At 68.3% G+C, this 19,706-nt stretch carries 16 protein-coding genes and 1 pseudogene; 10 read left to right on the top strand and 7 right to left on the bottom strand.

All coding sequences use genetic code 11. The features are described 5' to 3' along the window. Positions 1-153 precede the first annotated feature (153 nt). Entirely contained in the window at positions 154-1,071 is a 918-nt protein-coding gene (locus G3N62_RS06965; RefSeq protein ID WP_124671115.1) for a LysR substrate-binding domain-containing protein, read from the top strand. Positions 1,072-1,080: 9 nt separating this feature from the next. Here the strand turns inward: G3N62_RS06965 and G3N62_RS06970 are convergent. After that, positions 1,081-1,436, bottom strand: a pseudogene (locus tag G3N62_RS06970) (MAPEG family protein). A gap of 445 nt (positions 1,437-1,881) precedes the next feature. Here G3N62_RS06970 and G3N62_RS06975 point away from each other — a divergent pair. Together G3N62_RS06975 and G3N62_RS06980 are read left to right on the top strand one after the other, a co-directional pair. Beyond that, positions 1,882-4,989 (top strand): biosynthetic peptidoglycan transglycosylase, encoded by a 3,108-nt coding sequence (locus G3N62_RS06975; protein ID WP_124671114.1) that lies wholly within the window; start codon positions 1,882-1,884, stop codon positions 4,987-4,989. A gap of 304 nt (positions 4,990-5,293) precedes the next feature. Next, the gene (locus G3N62_RS06980; RefSeq protein WP_034189046.1) at positions 5,294-5,539 is read left to right on the top strand and encodes a DUF1272 domain-containing protein; all 246 of its coding nucleotides are present in this window, start codon (positions 5,294-5,296) and stop codon (positions 5,537-5,539) included. 27 nt (positions 5,540-5,566) lie between these two features. On the opposite strand, the gene G3N62_RS06985 is transcribed toward G3N62_RS06980, so the two are convergent. Then, positions 5,567-6,271 carry an FCD domain-containing protein gene (locus G3N62_RS06985; RefSeq protein WP_034189045.1) on the bottom strand — a complete coding sequence of 235 codons (705 nt, stop codon included), beginning with the start codon at positions 6,269-6,271 and terminating at the stop codon, positions 5,567-5,569. Between the two features lie 134 nt (positions 6,272-6,405). Here G3N62_RS06985 and dgoD point away from each other — a divergent pair, with 134 nt between their 5' ends. Continuing rightward, positions 6,406-7,554, top strand: a complete 1,149-nt coding sequence (gene dgoD, locus G3N62_RS06990; protein WP_034189044.1) for a galactonate dehydratase — start codon at positions 6,406-6,408, stop codon at positions 7,552-7,554. 123 nt (positions 7,555-7,677) lie between these two features. Here the strand turns inward: dgoD and G3N62_RS06995 are convergent, their stop codons facing one another. Beyond that, positions 7,678-8,610, bottom strand: a complete 933-nt coding sequence (locus G3N62_RS06995; protein ID WP_034189043.1) for a CopD family protein — start codon at positions 8,608-8,610, stop codon at positions 7,678-7,680. A gap of 375 nt (positions 8,611-8,985) precedes the next feature. Here G3N62_RS06995 and G3N62_RS07000 point away from each other — a divergent pair, with 375 nt between their 5' ends. The 3 genes from G3N62_RS07000 (at position 8,986) to G3N62_RS07010 (ending at position 12,647) form a co-directional block, all read left to right on the top strand. Then, positions 8,986-9,750 (top strand): c-type cytochrome, encoded by a 765-nt coding sequence (locus G3N62_RS07000; RefSeq protein WP_034189042.1) that lies wholly within the window; start codon positions 8,986-8,988, stop codon positions 9,748-9,750. 19 nt (positions 9,751-9,769) lie between these two features. Beyond that, a complete protein-coding gene (locus G3N62_RS07005; protein ID WP_034189041.1) occupies positions 9,770-11,068 on the top strand; it encodes a cytochrome c in 1,299 nt (432 codons plus the stop codon). Positions 11,069-11,195: 127 nt separating this feature from the next. Next, on the top strand, positions 11,196-12,647 hold the full coding sequence (locus G3N62_RS07010) for a DEAD/DEAH box helicase (protein WP_034189040.1): 1,452 nt from the start codon (positions 11,196-11,198) through the stop codon (positions 12,645-12,647). Here G3N62_RS07010 and G3N62_RS07015 read toward each other — a convergent pair. The 3 genes from G3N62_RS07015 to G3N62_RS07025 all read right to left on the bottom strand — a co-directional run bounded on the left by G3N62_RS07015 (position 12,641) and on the right by G3N62_RS07025 (position 16,000). Next, complete coding sequence (locus G3N62_RS07015; protein WP_059560475.1) at positions 12,641-13,147, bottom strand: hypothetical protein; 507 nt, start codon at positions 13,145-13,147, stop codon at positions 12,641-12,643. The two genes, G3N62_RS07010 and G3N62_RS07015, sit on opposite strands and share 7 nt — an antisense overlap. Before the next feature lie 70 nt (positions 13,148-13,217). After that, a complete protein-coding gene (locus tag G3N62_RS07020) occupies positions 13,218-14,045 on the bottom strand; it encodes a ferritin-like domain-containing protein (protein ID WP_034189104.1) in 828 nt (275 codons plus the stop codon). A 314-nt stretch (positions 14,046-14,359) separates the two neighbouring features. Then, a complete protein-coding gene (locus G3N62_RS07025) occupies positions 14,360-16,000 on the bottom strand; it encodes a gamma-glutamyltransferase family protein (protein ID WP_034189038.1) in 1,641 nt (546 codons plus the stop codon). 213 nt (positions 16,001-16,213) lie between these two features. Here G3N62_RS07025 and G3N62_RS07030 point away from each other — a divergent pair, with 213 nt between their 5' ends. Together G3N62_RS07030 and G3N62_RS07035 are read left to right on the top strand one after the other, a co-directional pair. Continuing rightward, entirely contained in the window at positions 16,214-16,993 is a 780-nt protein-coding gene (locus tag G3N62_RS07030; RefSeq protein WP_006493999.1) for a DeoR/GlpR family DNA-binding transcription regulator, read from the top strand. Between the two features lie 302 nt (positions 16,994-17,295). Further along, positions 17,296-17,493, top strand: a complete 198-nt coding sequence (locus tag G3N62_RS07035; protein WP_006477892.1) for a hypothetical protein — start codon at positions 17,296-17,298, stop codon at positions 17,491-17,493. 91 nt (positions 17,494-17,584) lie between these two features. Here G3N62_RS07035 and G3N62_RS07040 read toward each other — a convergent pair whose 3' ends face one another. Continuing rightward, a complete protein-coding gene (locus G3N62_RS07040; RefSeq protein WP_034189037.1) occupies positions 17,585-17,953 on the bottom strand; it encodes a hypothetical protein in 369 nt (122 codons plus the stop codon). Positions 17,954-18,116: 163 nt separating this feature from the next. Between G3N62_RS07040 and glpD the strand changes: the two genes are divergently transcribed. Continuing rightward, entirely contained in the window at positions 18,117-19,640 is a 1,524-nt protein-coding gene (gene glpD / locus G3N62_RS07045) for a glycerol-3-phosphate dehydrogenase (RefSeq protein ID WP_069706276.1), read from the top strand. The last annotated feature ends 66 nt before the right edge of the window (positions 19,641-19,706 follow it).

Raw genomic sequence — 19,706 nt, forward strand, 5'->3', positions numbered from 1 at the left:
TTCGACGGCCTGCGCACGCAGTCTAGGCATTCAAAATACGCAGCCCGGAGCGACATTTTTCGATCGTGATAACGCACGGTTATCGCGTGCTTTCCCCGCCGCGACGCGGTGTAGGATACGAACGTCGCCACTGCCGCCGCGCCCCGCCTCGCCGTGAAACACCACCAGCTCCGGGCGCTTGCCGCCATCGCCGAACACGGCAGCCTGCGCGCGGCCGCGCGCGCGATCCATCTGTCTCAGCCCGCGCTGACGAAGGCGATTCGCGAACTCGAACTCGATCTCGGCGTGCCGCTCGTCACGCGCAATGCGCGCGGCGCGCAGCTCACGCGTTTCGGGCAGGCCGTCTACGCACGCGCGCGGCTGATCCTCGCGGAGATGCAGCACGCGCGCGACGACGTGATCCAGCTGTCGGGCGGCAAGGAAGGCGCGCTCGCATGCGCGCTGACGCCGCTGGTGTCGCTCGGCTTCCTGCCGGCCGCGCTCGACGCCTTTCGCCAGCGGATGCCGACGATCCGCCTCGACGTGCGGGAAGGGTTTCTCGACACCGCGCTGCCGCGGCTGCGCGACGGCTCGCTCGACTTCGTGATCGCGATCGTCGATGCGGCACGGCTGTCGCCGGAATTCACGTTCCGCCCGCTGCTCGAATCGGAACTGATCCTGATGACGCGCGCGAGCAATCCGCTGCGTCACTGCACGTCGCTCGCGCAGTTGCAGGACGCGCAATGGATCCTCAACACGTCGCCGGAAAGCATCGGCCGGCTGCTGCAGGACATGTTCGTCGCGCACGGCTATCCGGCGCCGCGGCCGATCGTCGAATGCACGTCGTTCAGCGCGGCGTTTTCGCTGTCGGTCCACACCGACACCGTGTCGTGCGTGCCGAAGCGCTTCATGGAAGTCGACTGGATCCGCGAGCGGATGGTCGCGATCGACGTGGCGGAAACGATTCCGTCCGTGTCGGTCGGCGTGCTCACGCGCCGCGATGCGCTGAACACGCTGGCCTGCGACTACCTGATCCACTGCTTCGTCGAAGCCGTGCGCCGGCACGATCGCGCGGCGCTGCTGTGGCGGTAGCGGCGCCGCTCAGGCGAACAGCGCGATGCACGGCGCGGCTCCGCACGGATAGGTGCCGAGCGCGCCGGTGAACCGCACGGGATTCGGGTCGGCCATCGTCGGCCAGGCGAGCAATAAGACGACCAGCAGGCAGCGGCACACGGTTGCCGCGACGATCAGCGCGAGGATCACGCGCGACGGATCATGCGCGCCGACATGGAGAAACGGCGCATATTCGGCTGTCTTGCCATGCGCGCGCGACCTTGTGGAGCCCGTTCGTCGGGTCGGGCGCATACCCGGCTCCAATGGGTGTGCCGAAAGCGCGTGACGGACACGACGAGCCCGAGCCCGCCGAACGGCAGTAGCCCGAGGATGGCCGCGCACACGGGCGGACGGGATGGATCGTCATGGGACGCCGGGCGTAAGCGGAAATGCGCCGTACCTCCGGCGATCGTACTCGCCGCCGGCGCGCGCGGCTATCGCGGAAACCCGTAGCGTCGCCGGGCGACGGCGCGCGTTCCACACGCGGGTTCCGGCCCGAATTGCAGCGGCACCGCAACGCACGAAATCCGTGCATCGTCCGGCGGCCCGGCCACGCGGGCCTGCCCGCCGCCGCTTCCTGCCGCGCGGGCTGCGCCGCGCGCCACGCGCAAACGTTACGCCGCGGTGGCGCGCACCATCGCGGCGCGGCGCCCGTTGCCGCGCCTCGCGGGCACGCGCGTTGCATCGGCGCATCTCGGTAGTCGACGCCCTTGGCAGCCCGCTGCGGAGGACTACACTAATCCTTAATGGGGTGCGGCCGGACAACCGCGCCCTCAGGGAGACGCCGCCATGAATCGGCCGCTGAATCGTATCCTGCCGCGCGTGACCGGTCCCGCATCGGTCTGGACGTGGGTCAAGTGGTCTTTGCTCGCCGCACTGCTGATCGCGGTGGCGATCGTTGCGCGGCTCGTGCAGACCGAGATCGAAACGTCCCGGATGCAGGCGCATTACCTGTCCGAACTCACCCGCGACGTCGGCTACACGATCGAAACGGGCCCGAGCGATCACATCCGCTTCCCCGCGAACGGCCCCTACGACCAGCGCCTCGGCTACGCGCTGCTTCCGGCATTCCAGCAGCGGCTGCTCGCGCGCGGTTTCGTCGTCGGCAAGCAGGCGCGCGATTCGCAGCGGATGCTGTCGCTCGGCGATCGCGGGTTGTTCCTCCCTTACGAAGAGAAGGACCAGGCCGGCCTGATGCTGTTCGATTCGACCGGCGCACCGCTGTTCGCGACCGTGTTCCCGCAGCGCGTGTACGCCGACTTCGACACGGTGCCGCGTGTGGTCGTCGATTCGCTGCTGTTCATCGAGGATCGCTATCTGCTCGACGCGAACGAGCCGAACCGCAACCCGGCGATCGACTGGGGCCGCTTCAGCCGCGCGCTCGCCGACCAGGCGCTGCACGTCGTCAACCGTCACCAGGCGCGCCCGGGCGGCAGCACGCTCGCGACGCAGATCGAGAAGTTCCGCCATTCGCCCGAAGGCCGCACCGCGACGCCGCCCGAAAAGCTGCGGCAGATCGCGTCCGCGTCGGTGCGCGCGTACCTGAACGGCCCGCAGACGATGCTCGCGCGCCGCACGATCGTCGTGCGCTACCTGAACTCGGTGCCGCTCGCCGCCCGGCCGCATGTCGGCGAAATCACCGGCATCGGCGACGGTCTCGCCGCGTGGTACGGCCGCGACTTCAACGACGTGAACCGGATCCTGTCCGCGCCGACGACCGGCGACAACATCGACGAACAGGGCAAGACGTTCCGCGAGGTGCTGTCGCTGATCATCGCGCAGCGCGCGCCGTCGTATTTCCTCAACCGCGGTTATCCGGCGCTGCAGAAGCTGACCGACAGCTATCTGCGGCTGCTGTCGAACGGCGGCGTGATTTCTCCCGCGCTGCGCGATGCCGCGCTCGCCGCGCAGATCGAGCGCAGCGCGCCGCCCGCCGCCGCGCACGTGCAGTCGTTCGTGTCGCGCAAGGCCGTGACGTCCGCGCGCGCATCGCTGCTGTCGGCGCTCGGCATCAGCGACCTGTACCAGCTCGACCAGCTCGACCTGCAGGCGACCAGCACGCTCGACAACGGCGTGCAGCAGGCCGTCGCCGAACGGCTCGCGCAGGCGTCGACGCGCGACGGCGCGCAGGCCGCCGGCCTGTACGGTTTCGAGATGCTCGCGCCGAAGGACGACCCGTCGCACCTCACGTACAGCTTCACGCTGTACGAACACCGCAACGGCGCGAACCTGCTGCGCGTGCAGACCGACAGCGTGAACCAGCCGTTCGACGTGAATCGCGGCGGCCGCATCAACCTCGGCTCGACCGCGAAGCTGCGCACGCTGATCACGTACCTGCAGATCGTGTCCGACCTGCATGCGCGTTACGCGAGCCTGTCGAACGCCGAGCTCGCGCGCGTGAAGCCCGACCCGATCGACCAGTTGTCGCGCTGGGCGCTCGACTACCTGTCGCATACGCGCGACCGCTCGCTGCAGGCGATGCTCGACGCGGCCGTCGAACGCAAGTACTCGGCGAGCCCCGACGTGTTCTACACGGGTGGCGGCGCGCAGGTGTTCTCGAACTTCGAAAAGTCGGACAACGGCCGCATCCTGACGCTGCACGCGGCGTTCGAGCACTCGGTCAACCTCGTGTTCGTGCGGCTGATGCGCGACATCGTCCACTACGAGATGCTGCAGGCGGCCGGCCCCTCGTCGTCGTGGCTCGGCGATCCCGACCAGCGCCGGCGTTACCTGCAGCAGTTCGTCGACGGCGAAAGCCAGGTCTACGTGAGGCGCTATTACACGCGCTACGCGGGCAAGGCACCCGACGATGCGCTCGCGCTGCTGCTGCGCGACGTGCGCAAGTCGCCGCCGAAGATCGCGACCGTACTGCGCAGCGTCGCGCCGAACGAATCGCTCGCCTGGTTCGATGCGCAGATGCGCGCGCAGCTGAAGGGCACGCCGGCCGCGACGCTGTCCGACGACGATCTTGCCGCGCTCTACGCGAAGTACGCGATCGGCCGCTTCAACCTCAACGACCGCGGTTATATCGCAAGCGTGCATCCGCTCGCGCTGTGGACGCTCAACTACCTGCGCGCGCACCCGGCGGCGTCGCTCGCCGAGGTCCAGCGCGACAGCCGCGATGCGCGTTTCTACACGTACTCGTGGCTGTACAAGACGCGCTACCACGCGACACAGGATCGGCGCATCCGCCGCATGGTCGAGCTGCGCGCGTACGCGGAGATCACGAAGTCGTGGCGCGCCCTCGGCTACCCGTTCGCGGAAGTCACGCCGTCCTATGCGGCGGCGATCGGCGCGTCGGGCGACCAGCCCGACGCACTCGCGAAACTGATCGGCCTGATCGCGAACGGCGGCCAGAAGGCGCCGACCGAGACGATCACGCGGCTCGACTTCGCGAAGGGCACGCCGTACGAAACGCGCTTCGTGCGCGCGGCCGCGCAACCGCAGCCGATGCTGCCGCCGGAGGTCGTCAACGTGGCGCACACGCTGCTGCGCGACGTCGTGCTGAACGGCACCGCGCGCCGCCTCGCGGGCGGCCTCACGCTACCCGACGGCAAGACGCTCCCGGTGTACGGCAAGACGGGGACGGGCGACCAGCGCTTCAACGTCTACGCGCGCGGCGCGCGGCTGATCGAGTCGCGCAAGGTCAACCGCAGCGGCACGTTCGTGTTCGTGATCGGCGACCGGTTCTTCGGGGTCCTGACGGCAACCGCGCACGAGCCGTACGCGGCCCGCTACGACTTCACGAGCGCGATGGCCGTTCAGTTGCTGAAGTCGATGGCACCGGCGCTCGCGCCGCTGATCGAGCGCCCGGCCGGCACCGGCACGCGGACGGCCGGCCCGGCGCCGCAAGCGGAAACGCCCGCGCCGGACGCCGCGTCGGCGCAACCGTCCTGATTCCCGATGACTGCACGACCGGTCGCGCCGCCGCGCGCAGCTCGGCGCGGGCGGCCATCGTCGTGCCCGGCGGGCGGCGCGTCGAGGTAGACATTCTCGAGACGGCAGACGTTGGCCGCCGCCGCACGGCGGCGGTTTCCGCGATCCAGCACGTCCGTCTCCCGGAGCGGCGCGCGCCTCGCACGACATCAGGGCGAACACCGTTGGCCAGGCCGATCCAAACGCGTACAGTAGCGCTCGCATGCGCCGCCCGCGACGTCGGGCGGCACGCGTCCCGCCCCTCGTCGACCCAGGAAAAACCATCATGCTCGAACTGCGTCCCGGCTGCGAATGCTGCGACAAGGACCTGCCGCCCGATTCGGCGGAGGCGCGCATCTGTACGTTCGAATGTACGTTCTGCGCGACCTGCGCCGACGACGTGCTGAAGGGTCGCTGCCCGAACTGCGGCGGCGACCTGGTCGCGCGCCCGCGCCGGCCGGCGAGCCTGCTCGCGAAATACCCGGCGTCGACGGAACGCGTCGTCAAGCCGGGCGGCTGCGCGAACGCCTGACGGCGCCGCGCCGCCCGCCTCTTTCCGTCACGACATCTCGATCCGCGCGCGCGTCACCGCGAGCAGCGACGCCATCGCGCGGCGCGCACCGTCCTCGTCGCGCACGCGGATCGCGTCGCTGACGGCCAGGTGCTCGGCGAGCGACGCGTTGTAGACGTCGGCCCGGCGCGCATTCAGGTGCAGTTGCGCCTCGAGCGTGCGGTCGATCAGCGTGCCGAGCGGCACCAGCAGTTCGTTGCCGCCGGCCTCGAGCACGCTCAGGTGAAAGCGCAGGTCGGCGCGCACCCATTCGTCGACGGTGCGTGCGGCGGCCATCGCGCGCGCCGCGCCGTCGATCGCGGCGAACGCTTCCGGCGTATGCGCGCGCGCGGCCAGCGCGGCCGCGTACGGCTCGATCATCTCGCGCATCTCCTGCAGCTTCAGCGCGAAGGCGAGCGGCGGCGCGACGCGCGCATACCAGTCGAGCAGGTCGGCATCGAGCAGGTTCCACGCACGGCGCGGCCGCACGCGCGTGCCGACCTTCGGCCGCGACTCGACGAGCCCCTTCGACGTCAGCGTGCGCAACGCCTCGCGCATCACCGTGCGGCTCACGCCGTACCTCTCCATCAGGTCGGGCTCCCTCGGCAGCAGCGATTCGGGCGGATGGTCGCCGCGCAGGATCGCCGTCGCCAGCTGGAAGGCCGTCTGTCCATGCAGGTCGCGTTGAATGGTCGTTCTCCGTTGATCCGGCAGGCCGGCTGCCCACTATCTGCACAATAATGCTATTAATACTATTTTTTATCGGGCTACGCTAGGATAACCGTGAAAGCACGCGACCGTGCGCCGCGCCCGAGCGGCCGCGCCGGTCAACCATGGAGACTCGCGTCATGAAAATCACCCGCCTCGAAACCTTTGTCGTCCCGCCGCGCTGGCTGTTCCTCAAGATCGAAACCGACGAGGGCATCGTCGGCTGGGGCGAGCCGGTCGTCGAAGGCCGCGCGCACACGGTCGAGGCCGCCGTGCAGGAGCTGGCCGACTACCTCGTCGGCCGCGACCCGCTGCTGATCGAAGACCACTGGCAGGTGATGTACCGCGCGGGCTTCTACCGCGGCGGCCCGATCACGATGAGCGCGATCGCCGGCGTCGACCAGGCGCTGTGGGACATCAAGGGCAAGCATCACGGCGTGCCGGTGCACGCGCTGCTGGGCGGCCAGGTGCGCGACCGCATCAAGGTGTATTCGTGGATCGGCGGCGACCGGCCGAGCGACGTCGCGAACAATGCGCGCGCGGTCGTCGAGCGCGGCTTCAAGGCCGTCAAGATGAACGGCTCCGAGGAACTGCAGATCGTCGATACCTACGACAAGGTCGAGCAGGTGATCGCGAACGTCTCGGCCGTGCGCGACGCGGTCGGCCCGCACGTCGGGATCGGCGTCGACTTCCACGGCCGCGTGCACAAGCCGATGGCGAAGGTGCTCGCGAAGGAGCTCGACCCGTACAAGCTGATGTTCATCGAGGAGCCGGTGCTGTCGGAGAACGCCGAGGCGCTGCGCGACATCGTCAACCAGACCAACACGCCGATCGCGCTCGGCGAACGGCTGTACTCGCGCTGGGACTTCAAGCACATCCTCGCGGGCGGCTACGTGGACATCATCCAGCCCGACGCATCGCACGCGGGCGGCATCACCGAGTGCCGCAAGATCGCGACGCTCGCGGAAAGCTACGACGTCGCGCTCGCGCTGCACTGCCCGCTCGGCCCGATCGCGCTCGCCGCGTGCCTGCAGCTCGACGCGGTCAGCTACAACGCATTCATCCAGGAACAAAGCCTCGGCATCCACTACAACCAGGGCAACGACCTGCTCGACTACCTGCGCAACCCCGAGGTGTTCCGCTACGAGGACGGCTTCGTCGCGATCCCGCAGGGCCCGGGGCTCGGCATCGACGTGAACGAGGAGAAGGTGCGCGAGATGGCGAAGACCGGCCACCGCTGGCGCAATCCGGTGTGGCGCCATGCGGACGGCAGTGTCGCCGAGTGGTAAGCGCGACGCCCACCGCGCGCGGCCGAGGCCCGCGCGGTACGCCCCGATGTCGGCACGGCCGCCCGACAGGCGGCCGTGCCTGCATGCGCGGCACCGTTGCGTGGCGCCGCGCGCAACGGGCCGTCAGCCGAGCGCCGCGAAGCCCGGCACGCTGAACGACAGCACGGCTGCCGCGACGAACACGCCGATCATCGTCATCCCCTCGAGATGCAGGATATTGCGGAACGTGTGCGCGTCCTCGGTCGACGCGGTGCGGCGCAGGCGCGGCAGCGCCGAGAAGCGGTTCAGGCCGCCGAGCACGAGCGCGAGCGCGACGAGCAGCAGCTTCAGCAACAGCACGCGCCCCCACGTGCTGCCGTCGAGCGGCGCGAGCGAGCCGCCGAGCCCGCGGATCGCGTTGAGCGCGCCCGTGCCGAGCACGAACACGACCGCGGCGATCGACGTGCGCGACAGGTGCTGGCCGATGCGGATCAGCGCGCCGCGCGCGACCGACGAGCCGAGTGCCGGCAGCACCGCGAGCCCGCCCGCGAGCACGAGGCCGCCCCACACCGCCGTCGCGAGCAGGTGCAGCGTCTGTACGCCGACCGCCGCGGACAGTGCGCCCGTATCGGCCGCATGGCCGAGGGAAGCCTTGCCGGCCGCGATCACGATCACCGCGAACCACAGCACCGCGTGTGCGACGGGGCCGTCCGGCTTCGCGAGCGCGACGATCGCGAGCACCAGGGCGCCGGCGAACGCGACGCTCCACGCAAAGCCCGTATGCGTCTGCATCAGCATGACCGGGATCGCGGCGAACGCGCCGCCAAGCCCCGCGCCGCTCATCGTCGCGGCCTCGTAGACGAGCCAGCCGAGATCCGCGAGCACCAGCGCCAGCGCCGCCGCGACCAGCGAATGTTGCGCGCGCAGCCACGCCGGATGCGACGGCGAGATGACCGGCCGTGCGCCGTCCTTGCCGAGCCACGCCTTGAGCAGCGCCGAGCCGACCGCCATCGCGAACGCGGCGTCCATCAGCGCCGCGAGCGCGACCTGACCGATCCACAAGCTGTCGAACTTCATCGCGCGCACCCTCCCGAAAGCGACGGGCCGGCGAGGCGGCAACGGGACGGACGGCGTGAGGAAGGCAACTGCACGGTAGAAAACGTCATTGATGAATCCGGAAACGGGAGAAATGACTGGACCAGCGGCGGAGGCGGCGCCGCGCGACCCGCGAGTGTACGGTCTTCGATGGGGAAAACGCACGCCGGTTCACACAGCGGCGTCGCAATACGCGTCAAATTGTCGCAAGTCGCAAACAGACAGGAACCGATGTCCTTTTGCCAAATAGCCGTCATTACCCATCGATGATAGAATGCCGCGTCGCAGCAGCCCGGCTGTCCTGCCGTCCATGCGCCGAGCCGATCGTAGCCCGGACAAGGTCCCCGACGAATAATCATGGAGTCTCGTGTGTCTTCAAGACGCCTCTTCCGTCCGCTGCTCGCCGTTCTGATGATCGGCGGCGCGGGCCTTATGAGCGCTGCCCAAGCGCAGACCAAGCCCACGGAGCAAGCGCACGCCCAGCAGGCGCCGCTCAAGGCACCCGATACCATGGCCGAGCGTGTGCGCGGCTGTACTGCATGCCACGGCGTCCACGGCCAGGGCACCGACAACGACTATTTCCCGCGTCTTGCCGGCAAGCCGGCCGAGTACCTGTACAACCAGCTCGTCAACTTCCGTGACGGCCGGCGCAAGTACCCGCCGATGAACTACCTGCTGACGTACCTGAACGACGACTACCTGCGCGAAATCGCCGAGCACTTCTCGGCCGAACGTCCGCCGTATCCGACGCCGGCGAAGCCGACGCTGCCGGCTGCGACGCTCGCACGCGGCAAGCAGCTCGTCACGCAGGGCGATCCGTCCCGCAAGCTGCCGGCCTGCGTGGCCTGCCACGGCGCAGGGCTGACCGGCATGCAGCCGGCGATCCCGGGCCTCGTCGGCCTGCACGCCGATTACCTGAGCGCGCAGCTCGGCGCCTGGCGCTCGGGCAACCGTCACGCGAAGGCACCGGATTGCATGCACGACATCGCGTCGAAGCTTTCCGACGAAGACGTGACGGCCGTGACCGCATGGCTCGCCGCGCAACCGGCGCCCGCCAACCCCGTGCCGGCCCCGGCGCGTTCGATGAAGACTCCGCTCGCCTGCGGCAGCGAACCGCAATAAGGCAAGGGAGACAGACACAATGAAACGCAAGTCCCTGTTTGCACTCTCGGCCGCCGCGATCGTCGCGGCCGCCGCCCTCGTGCCGGTCCTGTGGCCGGGCAACGACACGCTGCACGGCGCTTCCGCCGTCGCGGCCACGCCGGCCGACCAGGCCGCGCTGATCAAGAAGGGCGAATACCTCGCGCGCGTCGGCGACTGTATCGCGTGCCACACCGTGCGCGGCGGCAAGTCGTTCGCGGGCGGCCTGCCGATGGCGACGCCGTTCGGCACGATGTACACGCCGAACATCACGCCGGACGACCAGAACGGTATCGGCAAGTGGACGTCGGACGACTTCTACCGCGCGATGCACACGGGTCGCTCGAAGGACGGCAGCCTGCTCTACCCGGGCTTCCCGTTCGCGAGCTACACGAAGGTCACGCGCGCGGATTCGGACGCGATCTACGCGTACCTGCGCTCGGTCGCGCCGGTGTCGGTGCCGAGCCGTCCGCACGAACTGAAGTTCCCGTTCAACAACCGCAACCTGCTGATCGGCTGGCGCACGCTGTTCTTCAAGGAAGGCGAATACAAGCCGGATCCGACGAAGTCGGTCGAATGGAACCGCGGCGCGTACCTCGTCGAAGGCCTCGGCCACTGCTCGATGTGCCACACGTCGATCAACATGATGGGCGGCCCGGTGAGTTCGTCGGCGTTCGCCGGCGGCCTGATCCCGCTGCAGAACTGGTATGCGCCGTCGCTGACGAACGACAAGGAACTCGGCCTCGGCGACTGGCACGTGCAGGAGCTGTCCGACCTGCTGCAGGCCGGCGTGTCGCAGAAGGGCGCGGTGTTCGGCCCGATGGCGGACGTGGTCCACAACAGCCTGCAGTACATGACCGACGAAGATACGCGCGCGATGTCGACGTACCTGAAGTCGATCCCGCAGAAGGCTGAAGCGCCGAAGAACATGCAGTACGAGCCGTCGAAGCAATTCGGCAACGCGCTGTTCGACCAGGGCAAGAAGATCTACGCAGACAACTGCGCGACCTGCCACGCCGAAACCGGCGCGGGCAAGCCGCCTGCTTATCCGCCGCTCGCGGGCAACCACTCGATCATGATGGAATCGGCGGTCAACCCGATCCGCATGGTGCTGAATGGCGGCTATCCGCCGAGCACGTTCAAGAACCCGCGTCCGTACGGCATGCCGCCGTTCGCGCAGTCGCTGTCGAACCAGGAAGTCGCAGCTGTAGTAACGTACATCCGGATGTCGTGGGGCAACAACGGTACGCCGATCTCGCCGCAACAGGTGAGTGACCTGCGTTCCGCGCCGCTTGACTAAATAACGCGTGACGCAAACGGGGCGCGGCTGCGGGAAACCGCAGCCGCGCCCCTTTGCTTTTTGCGACGCCAGTCCCCGCGCGGGCCGCGCGAGGTGTCGCCGATCATAAAACTCAAGAGTGGTATCTATGTCTTTCGAATCTCTCGGCTTGGCCGAACCGCTGGTCAAGGCGGTCAACGAGCTCGGCTACACATCGCCGACCCCGATCCAGCAGCAGGCGATCCCTGCCGTCCTCGGCGGCGGCGACCTGCTCGCCGGCGCGCAAACGGGCACCGGCAAGACCGCCGGCTTCACGCTGCCGATCCTGCAACGCCTGCATACGTTCTACGCGGACAATCGCGGGGCGAAGCGCGCGGTGCGCGCGCTGATCCTCACGCCGACGCGCGAACTCGCCGCGCAGGTCGAGGAAAGCGTCCGTGCGTACAGCAAGTACCTGAAGCTGCGCTCGACCGTGATGTTCGGCGGCGTCAGCATCAATCCGCAGATCGATGCGCTCAAGCGCGGCGTCGACATCGTCGTCGCGACGCCGGGCCGCCTGCTCGACCACATGCAGCAGAAGACCATCGACCTGTCGGATCTCGACATCCTCGTGCTCGACGAAGCCGACCGGATGCTCGACATGGGCTTCATCCACGACATCAAGCGCGTGCTCGCGAAGCTGCCGCCGGAGCGCCAGAACCTGCTGTTCTCCGCCACCTTCTCCGACGAAATCAAGGCGCTCGCGGACAACCTGCTCGATTCGCCCGCGCTGATCGAGGTCGCACGCCGCAACACGACGGCCGAAAGCGTCGCGCAGAAGATCCACCCGGTCGACCGCGATCGCAAGCGCGAGCTGCTCACGCACCTGATCCGCGAACACAACTGGTTCCAGGTACTCGTGTTCACGCGCACCAAGCACGGCGCGAACCGGCTCGCCGAGCAGTTGACGAAGGACGGCATCAGCGCGATGGCGATCCACGGCAACAAGAGCCAGTCGGCCCGCACGCGCGCGCTGGCCGAGTTCAAGAACAGCACGCTGCAGGTGCTCGTCGCGACCGATATCGCCGCGCGCGGGATCGACATCGACCAGTTGCCGCACGTCGTCAACTTCGACCTGCCGAACGTGCCCGAGGATTACGTGCACCGGATCGGCCGCACGGGCCGCGCGGGCGCGACCGGCGAAGCCGTGTCGCTCGTGTGCGTCGACGAGAAGCAGTTGCTGCGCGACATCGAGCGGCTGATCAAGCGCGAGATTCCGCAGGAAGTGATCGCGGGCTTCGAACCCGATCCGAACGCGAAGCCGGAGCCGATCCAGCAGCGTCGCGGGCAACAGCCGCGCGGTGGTGGTAATGGCGGCGGCGGTGGCGGCGGCAATCGCCAGCCGCGGGCGGGCGGGTCAGGCCAGCCGGCCGCGAAACGCGACGGCAACGCGCAACCGAAAGCCTCGCAGCAGAAGGCCGCGAAGCCGCGCACGCAAGGCGGCGCCGGCGGTACCGGCGGACGTCCGGCGGGCGGCGGCAACAGCGCCCGCCCGGCGAACGGCAACGCCGCGCACCCGAACCGCAATCGTTCGTCGCGCAGCGGCCAGCGCGGTCACTGAAGCCGCGCGGCTGCGCGCCGCAGGTGCTCGACCTGGCGTTGCCAGCGTGCGAGCACCGCGGCGCGCTCCCCTTCCAGCGTGAACGTGACACCCGTCGCCAGTCGCGCATAGCCGACCCGCTGCGCATCGCCCCGCGCGATCGTCGCGGCGAATCCGGCGAGGCCGCCGAAGTCTCCTTCGAGCGGCGTCATCTTCAATTGCGCCTGAAAGAACGCTCCGTCCGCGACGAGCGTCAACGCGGCCGTGCGCCGCTGCGCGATCGCGCGCGCGGCCCGCGACTGCGGCCAAAGCGCGATCAGCAGCGTACGCGCATCGTGCGCATAGATCTCGCCGACGCCGAGCAGCGTCGTGCGCAACTGGCCGTCGTCGGTCGCGACGATCAGCGACGCGGCGAGGTCGGCATGACGCTCGAGCGCGGTGCCGTCGAACAGCGCCACGATGGCGGACGGCCACGCATCGAACGTCCATTGTTCGAGTGCGTGGCGATGGGTATCGGTCATGATGGCGTGGCCCTGGAGCGGATCGGACGAGGAAGCGCTAGCGTACGCGCGACGGGCCGTACCGCGTCGATCAGCGCAGGAAAACGTGCCGCGTGATCTTCGTGAGCGGATAGTGGACGCCCGGCTGGATCTTCGCGGGCAGGTCGAGCGGCTTGAGCAGCATCTTCACGCACATGTCGGCCGACAGGTTGCGACGCACGAGCGAATTGATGCGCGCGGCACGCTCGCGGTTGTACTGATTGTCGCCGACGCGATCGGGATAGCGGATCGCGAACACATGGCGCAGCGCGATCTCGGAATCCTCGTTCTTGATTTCCATCACGCGGCGCGCCAGCGCGCCGAGCACGGCGAGCCGGCCGTTGCCCTCGACCTGGTTGTACTTCTTGAAGAACTTGAAGAAGTGCTTGTAGTGACGCACTTCGTCGGTGCGGATGTTGTCGGTGATTTCCTTCAGCACCGGCTCGTCCGAGCACTCGTTGATCGCGCGATAAAGCGTGGCGGTACCCGTCTCGACGACGCAGCGCGCGACCATCTCGAGCGCGCGGGTCTTCTCGAACGCCTCGACCGAGCAGGTCTTCGAATACTCGGCGAAGAAATTCGCGAACGCGGTATCCCAGTCGAACTCGGGCCACACGTGCGCGATGTACGCCTTCAGCGCGCGGCCGTGCTGCAATTCTTCGTGCTCCCATGCATTGTTGAGCCATGCGGAGACTTCCGGATCGTCATTGAAGAAGGTGCTCAGATTGCTCGTGTAGAGATCCGAGCCGCTTTCGATGAACGACGACGCGCACAGCAGCAGCAGCAGATCCTCGTTCGCGGCGGCACGCTGACGATCGATCCGGTTCAGGTCGATGTCCTCGATACGCCACGGCATGACATGCGTCGTTTTCGTGTCCATGGTGGTGCGCTCCCAGTCGTCGCGCGGGGGCCGGCCCATGCCTTCGGCACAGGCGCCCGCCTTCCCGCAGGCGGCGTTTTACGTCGTTTATAGTGAATTGGTCCGGCCGAACCATGCTGGCATCTTAGCCGGACTTTGCGGTTCGTGCTCCAGAGCACTGACCATACCCGACAGGCGCAGTTCCGCGACGTCCGTTGCCGTTCGTTAGATGAGTCCTTCAAACCGCTTGCGCCCGGTCGACGGTACGGGGCCGCGCCAAACGAAACGGGCGGCCGTTCGGCCGCCCGTCGAGCACGCAAAACGGCGGCGATCCGTCAGAAACCGGCCGCCAGGCCGTCGCGCCGGCTGTCGCTCGCCGCCACGTAGCCGCGCTCGCGATCGTCGCGGTCGAGACGCCAGATGAACTGCCCCGAACCGAAATCCATGTAAGGATCGTCGATCGACTGGATCGTATGGCCGCGTGCGGCCAGGGCGTCGACGGTCGCGCGGTTCATCGTCGATTCGACGTCGAGCGTGAAGTCGCGGTTGACCTTCCAGCGCGGCGCATCGCACGCCGCCTGCGGCTGCTGCCCGTAGCCGAGCATCCGCACGACGGTCTGCAGATGGCCTTGCGGCTGCATGTCGCCGCCCATCACGCCGAAGCTCATCACGGCCTCGGTGCGGCCGTCGACTTCCTCCGTGACGAACGCCGGGATGATCGTGTGGAATGGCCGCTTGCCGCCCGCGACGACGTTCGGCGACGCCGGATCCATCGAGAAGCCGTGCCCGCGGTTCTGCAGCGCGATGCCGGTGCCCGGCACGACGAGCCCCGAACCGAAGCCCATGTAGTTCGACTGGATAAAGCTCACCATCATCCCGCGCTCGTCGGCGGCCGACAGGTAGATCGTGCCGCCCGAATGCGGCCGGCCGGCGCCGAAGTGCGTCGCGCGCGCGGGATCGATCAGCTTCGCGCGTTCGGCGAGATACGCGTCGTCGAGCATCTGCTCGGGCGTGACGTCCATCGCGCGCGGATCGGCGACGTAACGATAGACGTCCGCGAACGCGAGCTTCATCGCCTCGATCTGCAGATGCTGCGAGTCGACCGAATCGAGCGGCCATTCGGTCACGCCCGCCTGCTCGGCGATCCCGAGCGCGATCAGCGCGGCGATGCCCTGCCCGTTCGGCGGGATCTCGTGAATCGTGTGGCGGCCGAAGCGCTTGCCGATCGGCTCGACCCATTCCGGCCGGTACGCACGCAGGTCGGCTTCGGTCATCGCGCCGCCGCCTTCGCGCGCGAACGCGGCGATGCGCTCGGCGAGCGCGCCTTCGTAGAACGCCCGGGCGCCGTCCTTCGCCAGCGTGCGCAGCGTCTGCGCATGACCGGGCAGGCACACGCGTTCGCCGACGTGCGGCGCGCGGCCGTGCGGCATGAAAGTGTCCGCGAAGCCCGGCAGGCCCTGCAGTTCGGGCACGGCCGCGGCCCACTTGTGCGCGACGATCGGCGGCACCGCATAACCGCGCTCCGCGATCTCGATCGCCGGTTCGAGCAGGTCCGCGAACGGCAGCGAGCCGAATTTCGCGTGCAGCGCTTCCCAGCCCGCGATCACGCCCGGCACGGTCACGGTATCCCAGCCGCGCGTCGGCTTGTTCGCGAAGCCGTGCGCGTTCTCGCCGTGGCGCTTGCGGAAGTAGTCGACGTTCCATGCGGCCGGCGCGACGCCCGACGCATTCAGCCCGGACAGCCGCTCGCCGTCCCACACGAGCGCGAACGCGTCGCCGCCGAGGCCGCACGACACCGGTTCGACGACGGTGATCGCGGCCGCGGCGGCCAGCGCCGCGTCGACCGCATTGCCGCCCTTCCACAGCATCCGCAGGCCGGCCTGCGCGGCCAGCGGGTGCGACGTCGACACGACGTTGCGCGCGAATACCGGAATGCGGGTCGTCGGATACGGGTTGTGCCAGTTGAAGCCAGTCATCGATGCCACCTCGTCGAAAGCTGAGTGAACGCCCGCCCGCGTGCGCAGGCAATCCGCCATTGCAGCGCGATCAGCGCGATCGCACAAATTCATTTGTCACATGAATCCATGCTATTCCCGCATGAATTACGCGCCGCGACGCCCGCCGCGCCGGCCGAATGCCGTTGCCGCCCTTACAATACCCGCTCCGTCTCACGACACGACCATCGAGCCATGACCCGAGATCCCCGCCTCACCCTCAACGCGCGCCAGCAGGAATTGCTCGAATGGGTGCAGCGCGACGGCTTCGTGACCGTCGACGATCTCGCCGCGCACTTCGCCGTGACGCCGCAGACGATCCGCCGCGATGTGAACTGGCTCGCCGACCTGAACCTGCTGCGCCGCTACCACGGCGGCGCGAGCCTGCCGACCAGTTCGGAGAACGTGTCATACACCGCGCGCCAGCGGATGTTCCACGACGAGAAGCGGCGCATCGCGGCGCTCGCGGCGTCGCACATTCCCGACCAGGCGTCGTTGTTCATCAACCTCGGCACGACGACCGAGGAAGTCGCCCGCGCGCTGAATCGCCATCACGGGCTGCACGTGATCACGAACAACCTGAACGTCGCGTCGATGATGAGCGGCTATCCCGACTGCGAGGTACTGATCACGGGCGGCATCGTGCGGCCGTGGGACAAGGGCATCGTCGGTGAGCTCGCGATCGACTTCATCCGGCAGTTCAAGGTCGACTACGCGATCATCGGCACGTCGGCGATCGAGGCCGACGGCACGCTGCGCGACTTCGACACGCGCGAGGTGCGCGTGGCCGAGGCGATCATGCAGCATGCGCGCACGGTCTACCTCGTGACCGATCATTCGAAGGTCGGCCGCCCGGCGCTCGTGCGCCAGGGCCACCTGAGCCAGGTGCACGCGCTCTTCACCGACAAGCCGCTGCCGCCCGAGATGGCCGACACGGTGGCCGCGGCCGGCACCCAGGTGTACGTCGCGGAATGACGATCGCGATGCTGCACCGCACCTGAAACTTCAAGTGAAATCAAGAAGTTGGCGCCGCGCGCGAACCGCTTGCGGCCCCCGTTCCTGTCAAACGGAAAATTAACGGGGCACGATTTGTCGTTGCCCGCGCGCTCGACTAGACTCCAGTTCCCCGGCCCGTTCGCCTGATCCGCCTGTGCCAGGGCGGTGCGAACTGCAGGGCCGGCGAATGCAGCTTTTCCCCCCAAGCCATACCCCGCGGGGTATCGCGCGCCGGCGTTTGCGCCGGCTGCGCGGGCAGTCCGATTGCCATGGAGAGAACGATGCTGAGTCCGCATGAATTCGCCACGCTATTGCTTGTGAAGGACGCGCCTGATCAGCGCGATATGGATCGGGATGAACTGGACATCCTGCTCGAACAGCAGCTCGTTCGCTTGGAAGGGCTCGGCTCGGGACGCAAATACTGCGTGACCGAGACCGGCGACGCCGCGCTGCGATCCATCAAGTACCGCTATTCGTGACATTCCGCTGTTCCTGACCTGACCCGTCCGCGCGGCCGACTCCGGCCGCGCGGTCGTTTCCGCTTGCCCCGCCCGTTCGCCGCGGCCGGCTTCAACCGCCGCGCAGCGTCGGATCGACCGCCGCCCGCCAGCTGATGGCCTGCGCGCGCGCCCCGTTGAAATATGCGATCCAGCCGGCGCGCGCCGCCGCGTCAGGCGCCACATAGTGGGTCGAAAGTTCGTTTACGAACGCACAATAGTTCGCCTCGGTCAGCCCGCGATACCGCTTCGCCACATACGCGTCGTACAGCGTCGAGTAGACCGGCTGCGCGTCCGCGCCCCAGTCGCGCGCCGGACCGCCGCACGACGTCTGCAGGTCGACGAACGACGGCGCCCGCCAGTTGCCGGCGAGCGGCGGCGTGCCGGCGCTGCAGCCCGCCAGAAGGACGGCGCACACGCCGGTCCACATCCCAATACGCATGATTCACCTCGCGAAACGGTCGATTCCGCCAGTATCGTCCGGGATCGCGCCACGCGCTACTGGCCCCGCTTTTTCGAACTTTACTTTTTCGATTTCGTTCGTTAAATTTCGAATTCGAACATTTTTGTGTTCACTCTATTTCAACAGACGATAAGGACAGCAGGTGATCCAACCGAATCGCTACGATCTGCTCGTCGTCGGCGGCGGCATCAACGGCGCGGGCATCGCGCGCGATGCGGCCGGCCGCGGCCTGTCGGTCCTGCTCTGCGAGCAGGACGACCTCGCGTCGCACACGTCGTCGTCCAGCACGAAGCTGATTCACGGCGGCCTGCGTTACCTCGAGTACAACGAGTTCGGGCTGGTGCGCAAGGCGCTGCAGGAGCGCGAAACGCTGCTGCGCGCGGCGCCGCACATCATGTGGCCGCTGCGCTTCGTGATGCCGCACATGCCGAACCTGCGCCCGGCCTGGCTGATCCGCATCGGCCTGTTCCTCTACGATCACCTCGCGAAACGCGAACTGCTGCCCGGCTCGCGCGGCATCGACATGCGCCGCCACGCGGCCGGCGCGCCGCTGATCGACTCGATCAAGCGCGGTTTCGTCTATTCCGACGGCTGGGTCGACGATGCGCGCCTCGTCGTGCTGAACGCGATGGATGCGAAGGAGCGCGGCGCCGAGATCCTGACGCGCACCCGGCTCGTCTCCGCCGAACGCCGCGGCGACGAATGGGAAGCGCGGCTGCAGCACGCCGACGGCTCGATCCAGGTCGTGCATGCGCGCGCGATCGCGAACGCGGCCGGCCCGTGGGTCGGCGAAGTGCTGCACGGCGCGCTCGGCCGCGGCGCGCATCACAGCGTGCGGCTCGTGAAGGGCAGCCACATCATCACGCGCCGCCTGTTCGATCACGATCACGCATACATCTTCCAGAACCCGGACAAGCGGATCATCTTCGCGATTCCGTACGAGCACGACTTCACGCTGATCGGCACGACCGACGTCGAGTACACGAACGATCCCGCGAAAGTCGCGATCGATCGCGACGAGACGCAGTACCTGTGCGATTCGATCAACCGCTACTTCAAGCGCAAGATCTCGCCGGCCGACGTGCACTGGACCTACTCGGGCGTGCGCCCGCTACTCGAGGACGAGAACGCGGCGAACGCGTCGGCCGTCACGCGCGACTATCGCCTCGAGCTGGACGACGGCGCGGGCGCCCCGCTGCTGTCGGTGTTCGGCGGCAAGATCACGACGTTCCGCAAGCTCGCGGAAGAAGCCGGCGACATGCTGTGCCGCGCGCTCGGCCGCGACGCGAAAACCTGGACCGCCGGCGTCGCGCTGCCGGGCGGCGACATCGCGGACGCGAAGTTCGACGTATTCGCCGACGCGTTCGCCAAACGCCATCCGTGGCTGCCCGCCGCGCTCGCCCGCCGCTATGCGCGTGCGTACGGCACGCGTGCCGAGCGCGTGGTCGACGGCGCGAAGTCGCTCGCCGACCTCGGCGCCGAGATCGCGCCGGGCATCCACGAAGCCGAACTGCGCTACCTGCGCGACGCCGAATGGGCGACCTGCGCGCAGGACGTGCTGTGGCGCCGCTCGAAGCTCGGCCTGCACGTGACGCCGGGCACGCTCGACGCGGTGACGGCCGCGGTCGACGCATGGTTCGCCGCCGCGCACGCGCCGCACGCGTGATCCGGATGCTGTTGCAGTTGCCGTACCGACGTTGATTCACCGACGCGCCGCCCCACATGCGGCGCG

This window comes from Burkholderia sp. Tr-20355 (assembly GCF_017104685.1).
GTDB classification, from domain to species: Bacteria; Pseudomonadota; Gammaproteobacteria; order Burkholderiales; family Burkholderiaceae; genus Burkholderia; species Burkholderia seminalis.

Coding starts and splice junctions, on each gene's coding strand:
- G3N62_RS07040 (WP_034189037.1), bottom strand. CDS start 17,953: ATGCGTATTGGGATGTGGACCGGCGTGTGCGCCGTCCTTCTGGCGGGC.
- G3N62_RS07035 (WP_006477892.1), top strand. CDS start 17,296: ATGCTGAGTCCGCATGAATTCGCCACGCTATTGCTTGTGAAGGACGCG.
- G3N62_RS06995 (WP_034189043.1), bottom strand. CDS start 8,610: ATGAAGTTCGACAGCTTGTGGATCGGTCAGGTCGCGCTCGCGGCGCTG.
- G3N62_RS07000 (WP_034189042.1), top strand. CDS start 8,986: ATGGAGTCTCGTGTGTCTTCAAGACGCCTCTTCCGTCCGCTGCTCGCC.
- G3N62_RS07020 (WP_034189104.1), bottom strand. CDS start 14,045: ATGGACACGAAAACGACGCATGTCATGCCGTGGCGTATCGAGGACATC.
- G3N62_RS06980 (WP_034189046.1), top strand. CDS start 5,294: ATGCTCGAACTGCGTCCCGGCTGCGAATGCTGCGACAAGGACCTGCCG.
- G3N62_RS07030 (WP_006493999.1), top strand. CDS start 16,214: ATGACCCGAGATCCCCGCCTCACCCTCAACGCGCGCCAGCAGGAATTG.
- G3N62_RS06975 (WP_124671114.1), top strand. CDS start 1,882: ATGAATCGGCCGCTGAATCGTATCCTGCCGCGCGTGACCGGTCCCGCA.
- G3N62_RS07025 (WP_034189038.1), bottom strand. CDS start 16,000: ATGACTGGCTTCAACTGGCACAACCCGTATCCGACGACCCGCATTCCG.
- dgoD (WP_034189044.1), top strand. CDS start 6,406: ATGAAAATCACCCGCCTCGAAACCTTTGTCGTCCCGCCGCGCTGGCTG.
- G3N62_RS07015 (WP_059560475.1), bottom strand. CDS start 13,147: ATGACCGATACCCATCGCCACGCACTCGAACAATGGACGTTCGATGCG.
- G3N62_RS07010 (WP_034189040.1), top strand. CDS start 11,196: ATGTCTTTCGAATCTCTCGGCTTGGCCGAACCGCTGGTCAAGGCGGTC.
- G3N62_RS07005 (WP_034189041.1), top strand. CDS start 9,770: ATGAAACGCAAGTCCCTGTTTGCACTCTCGGCCGCCGCGATCGTCGCG.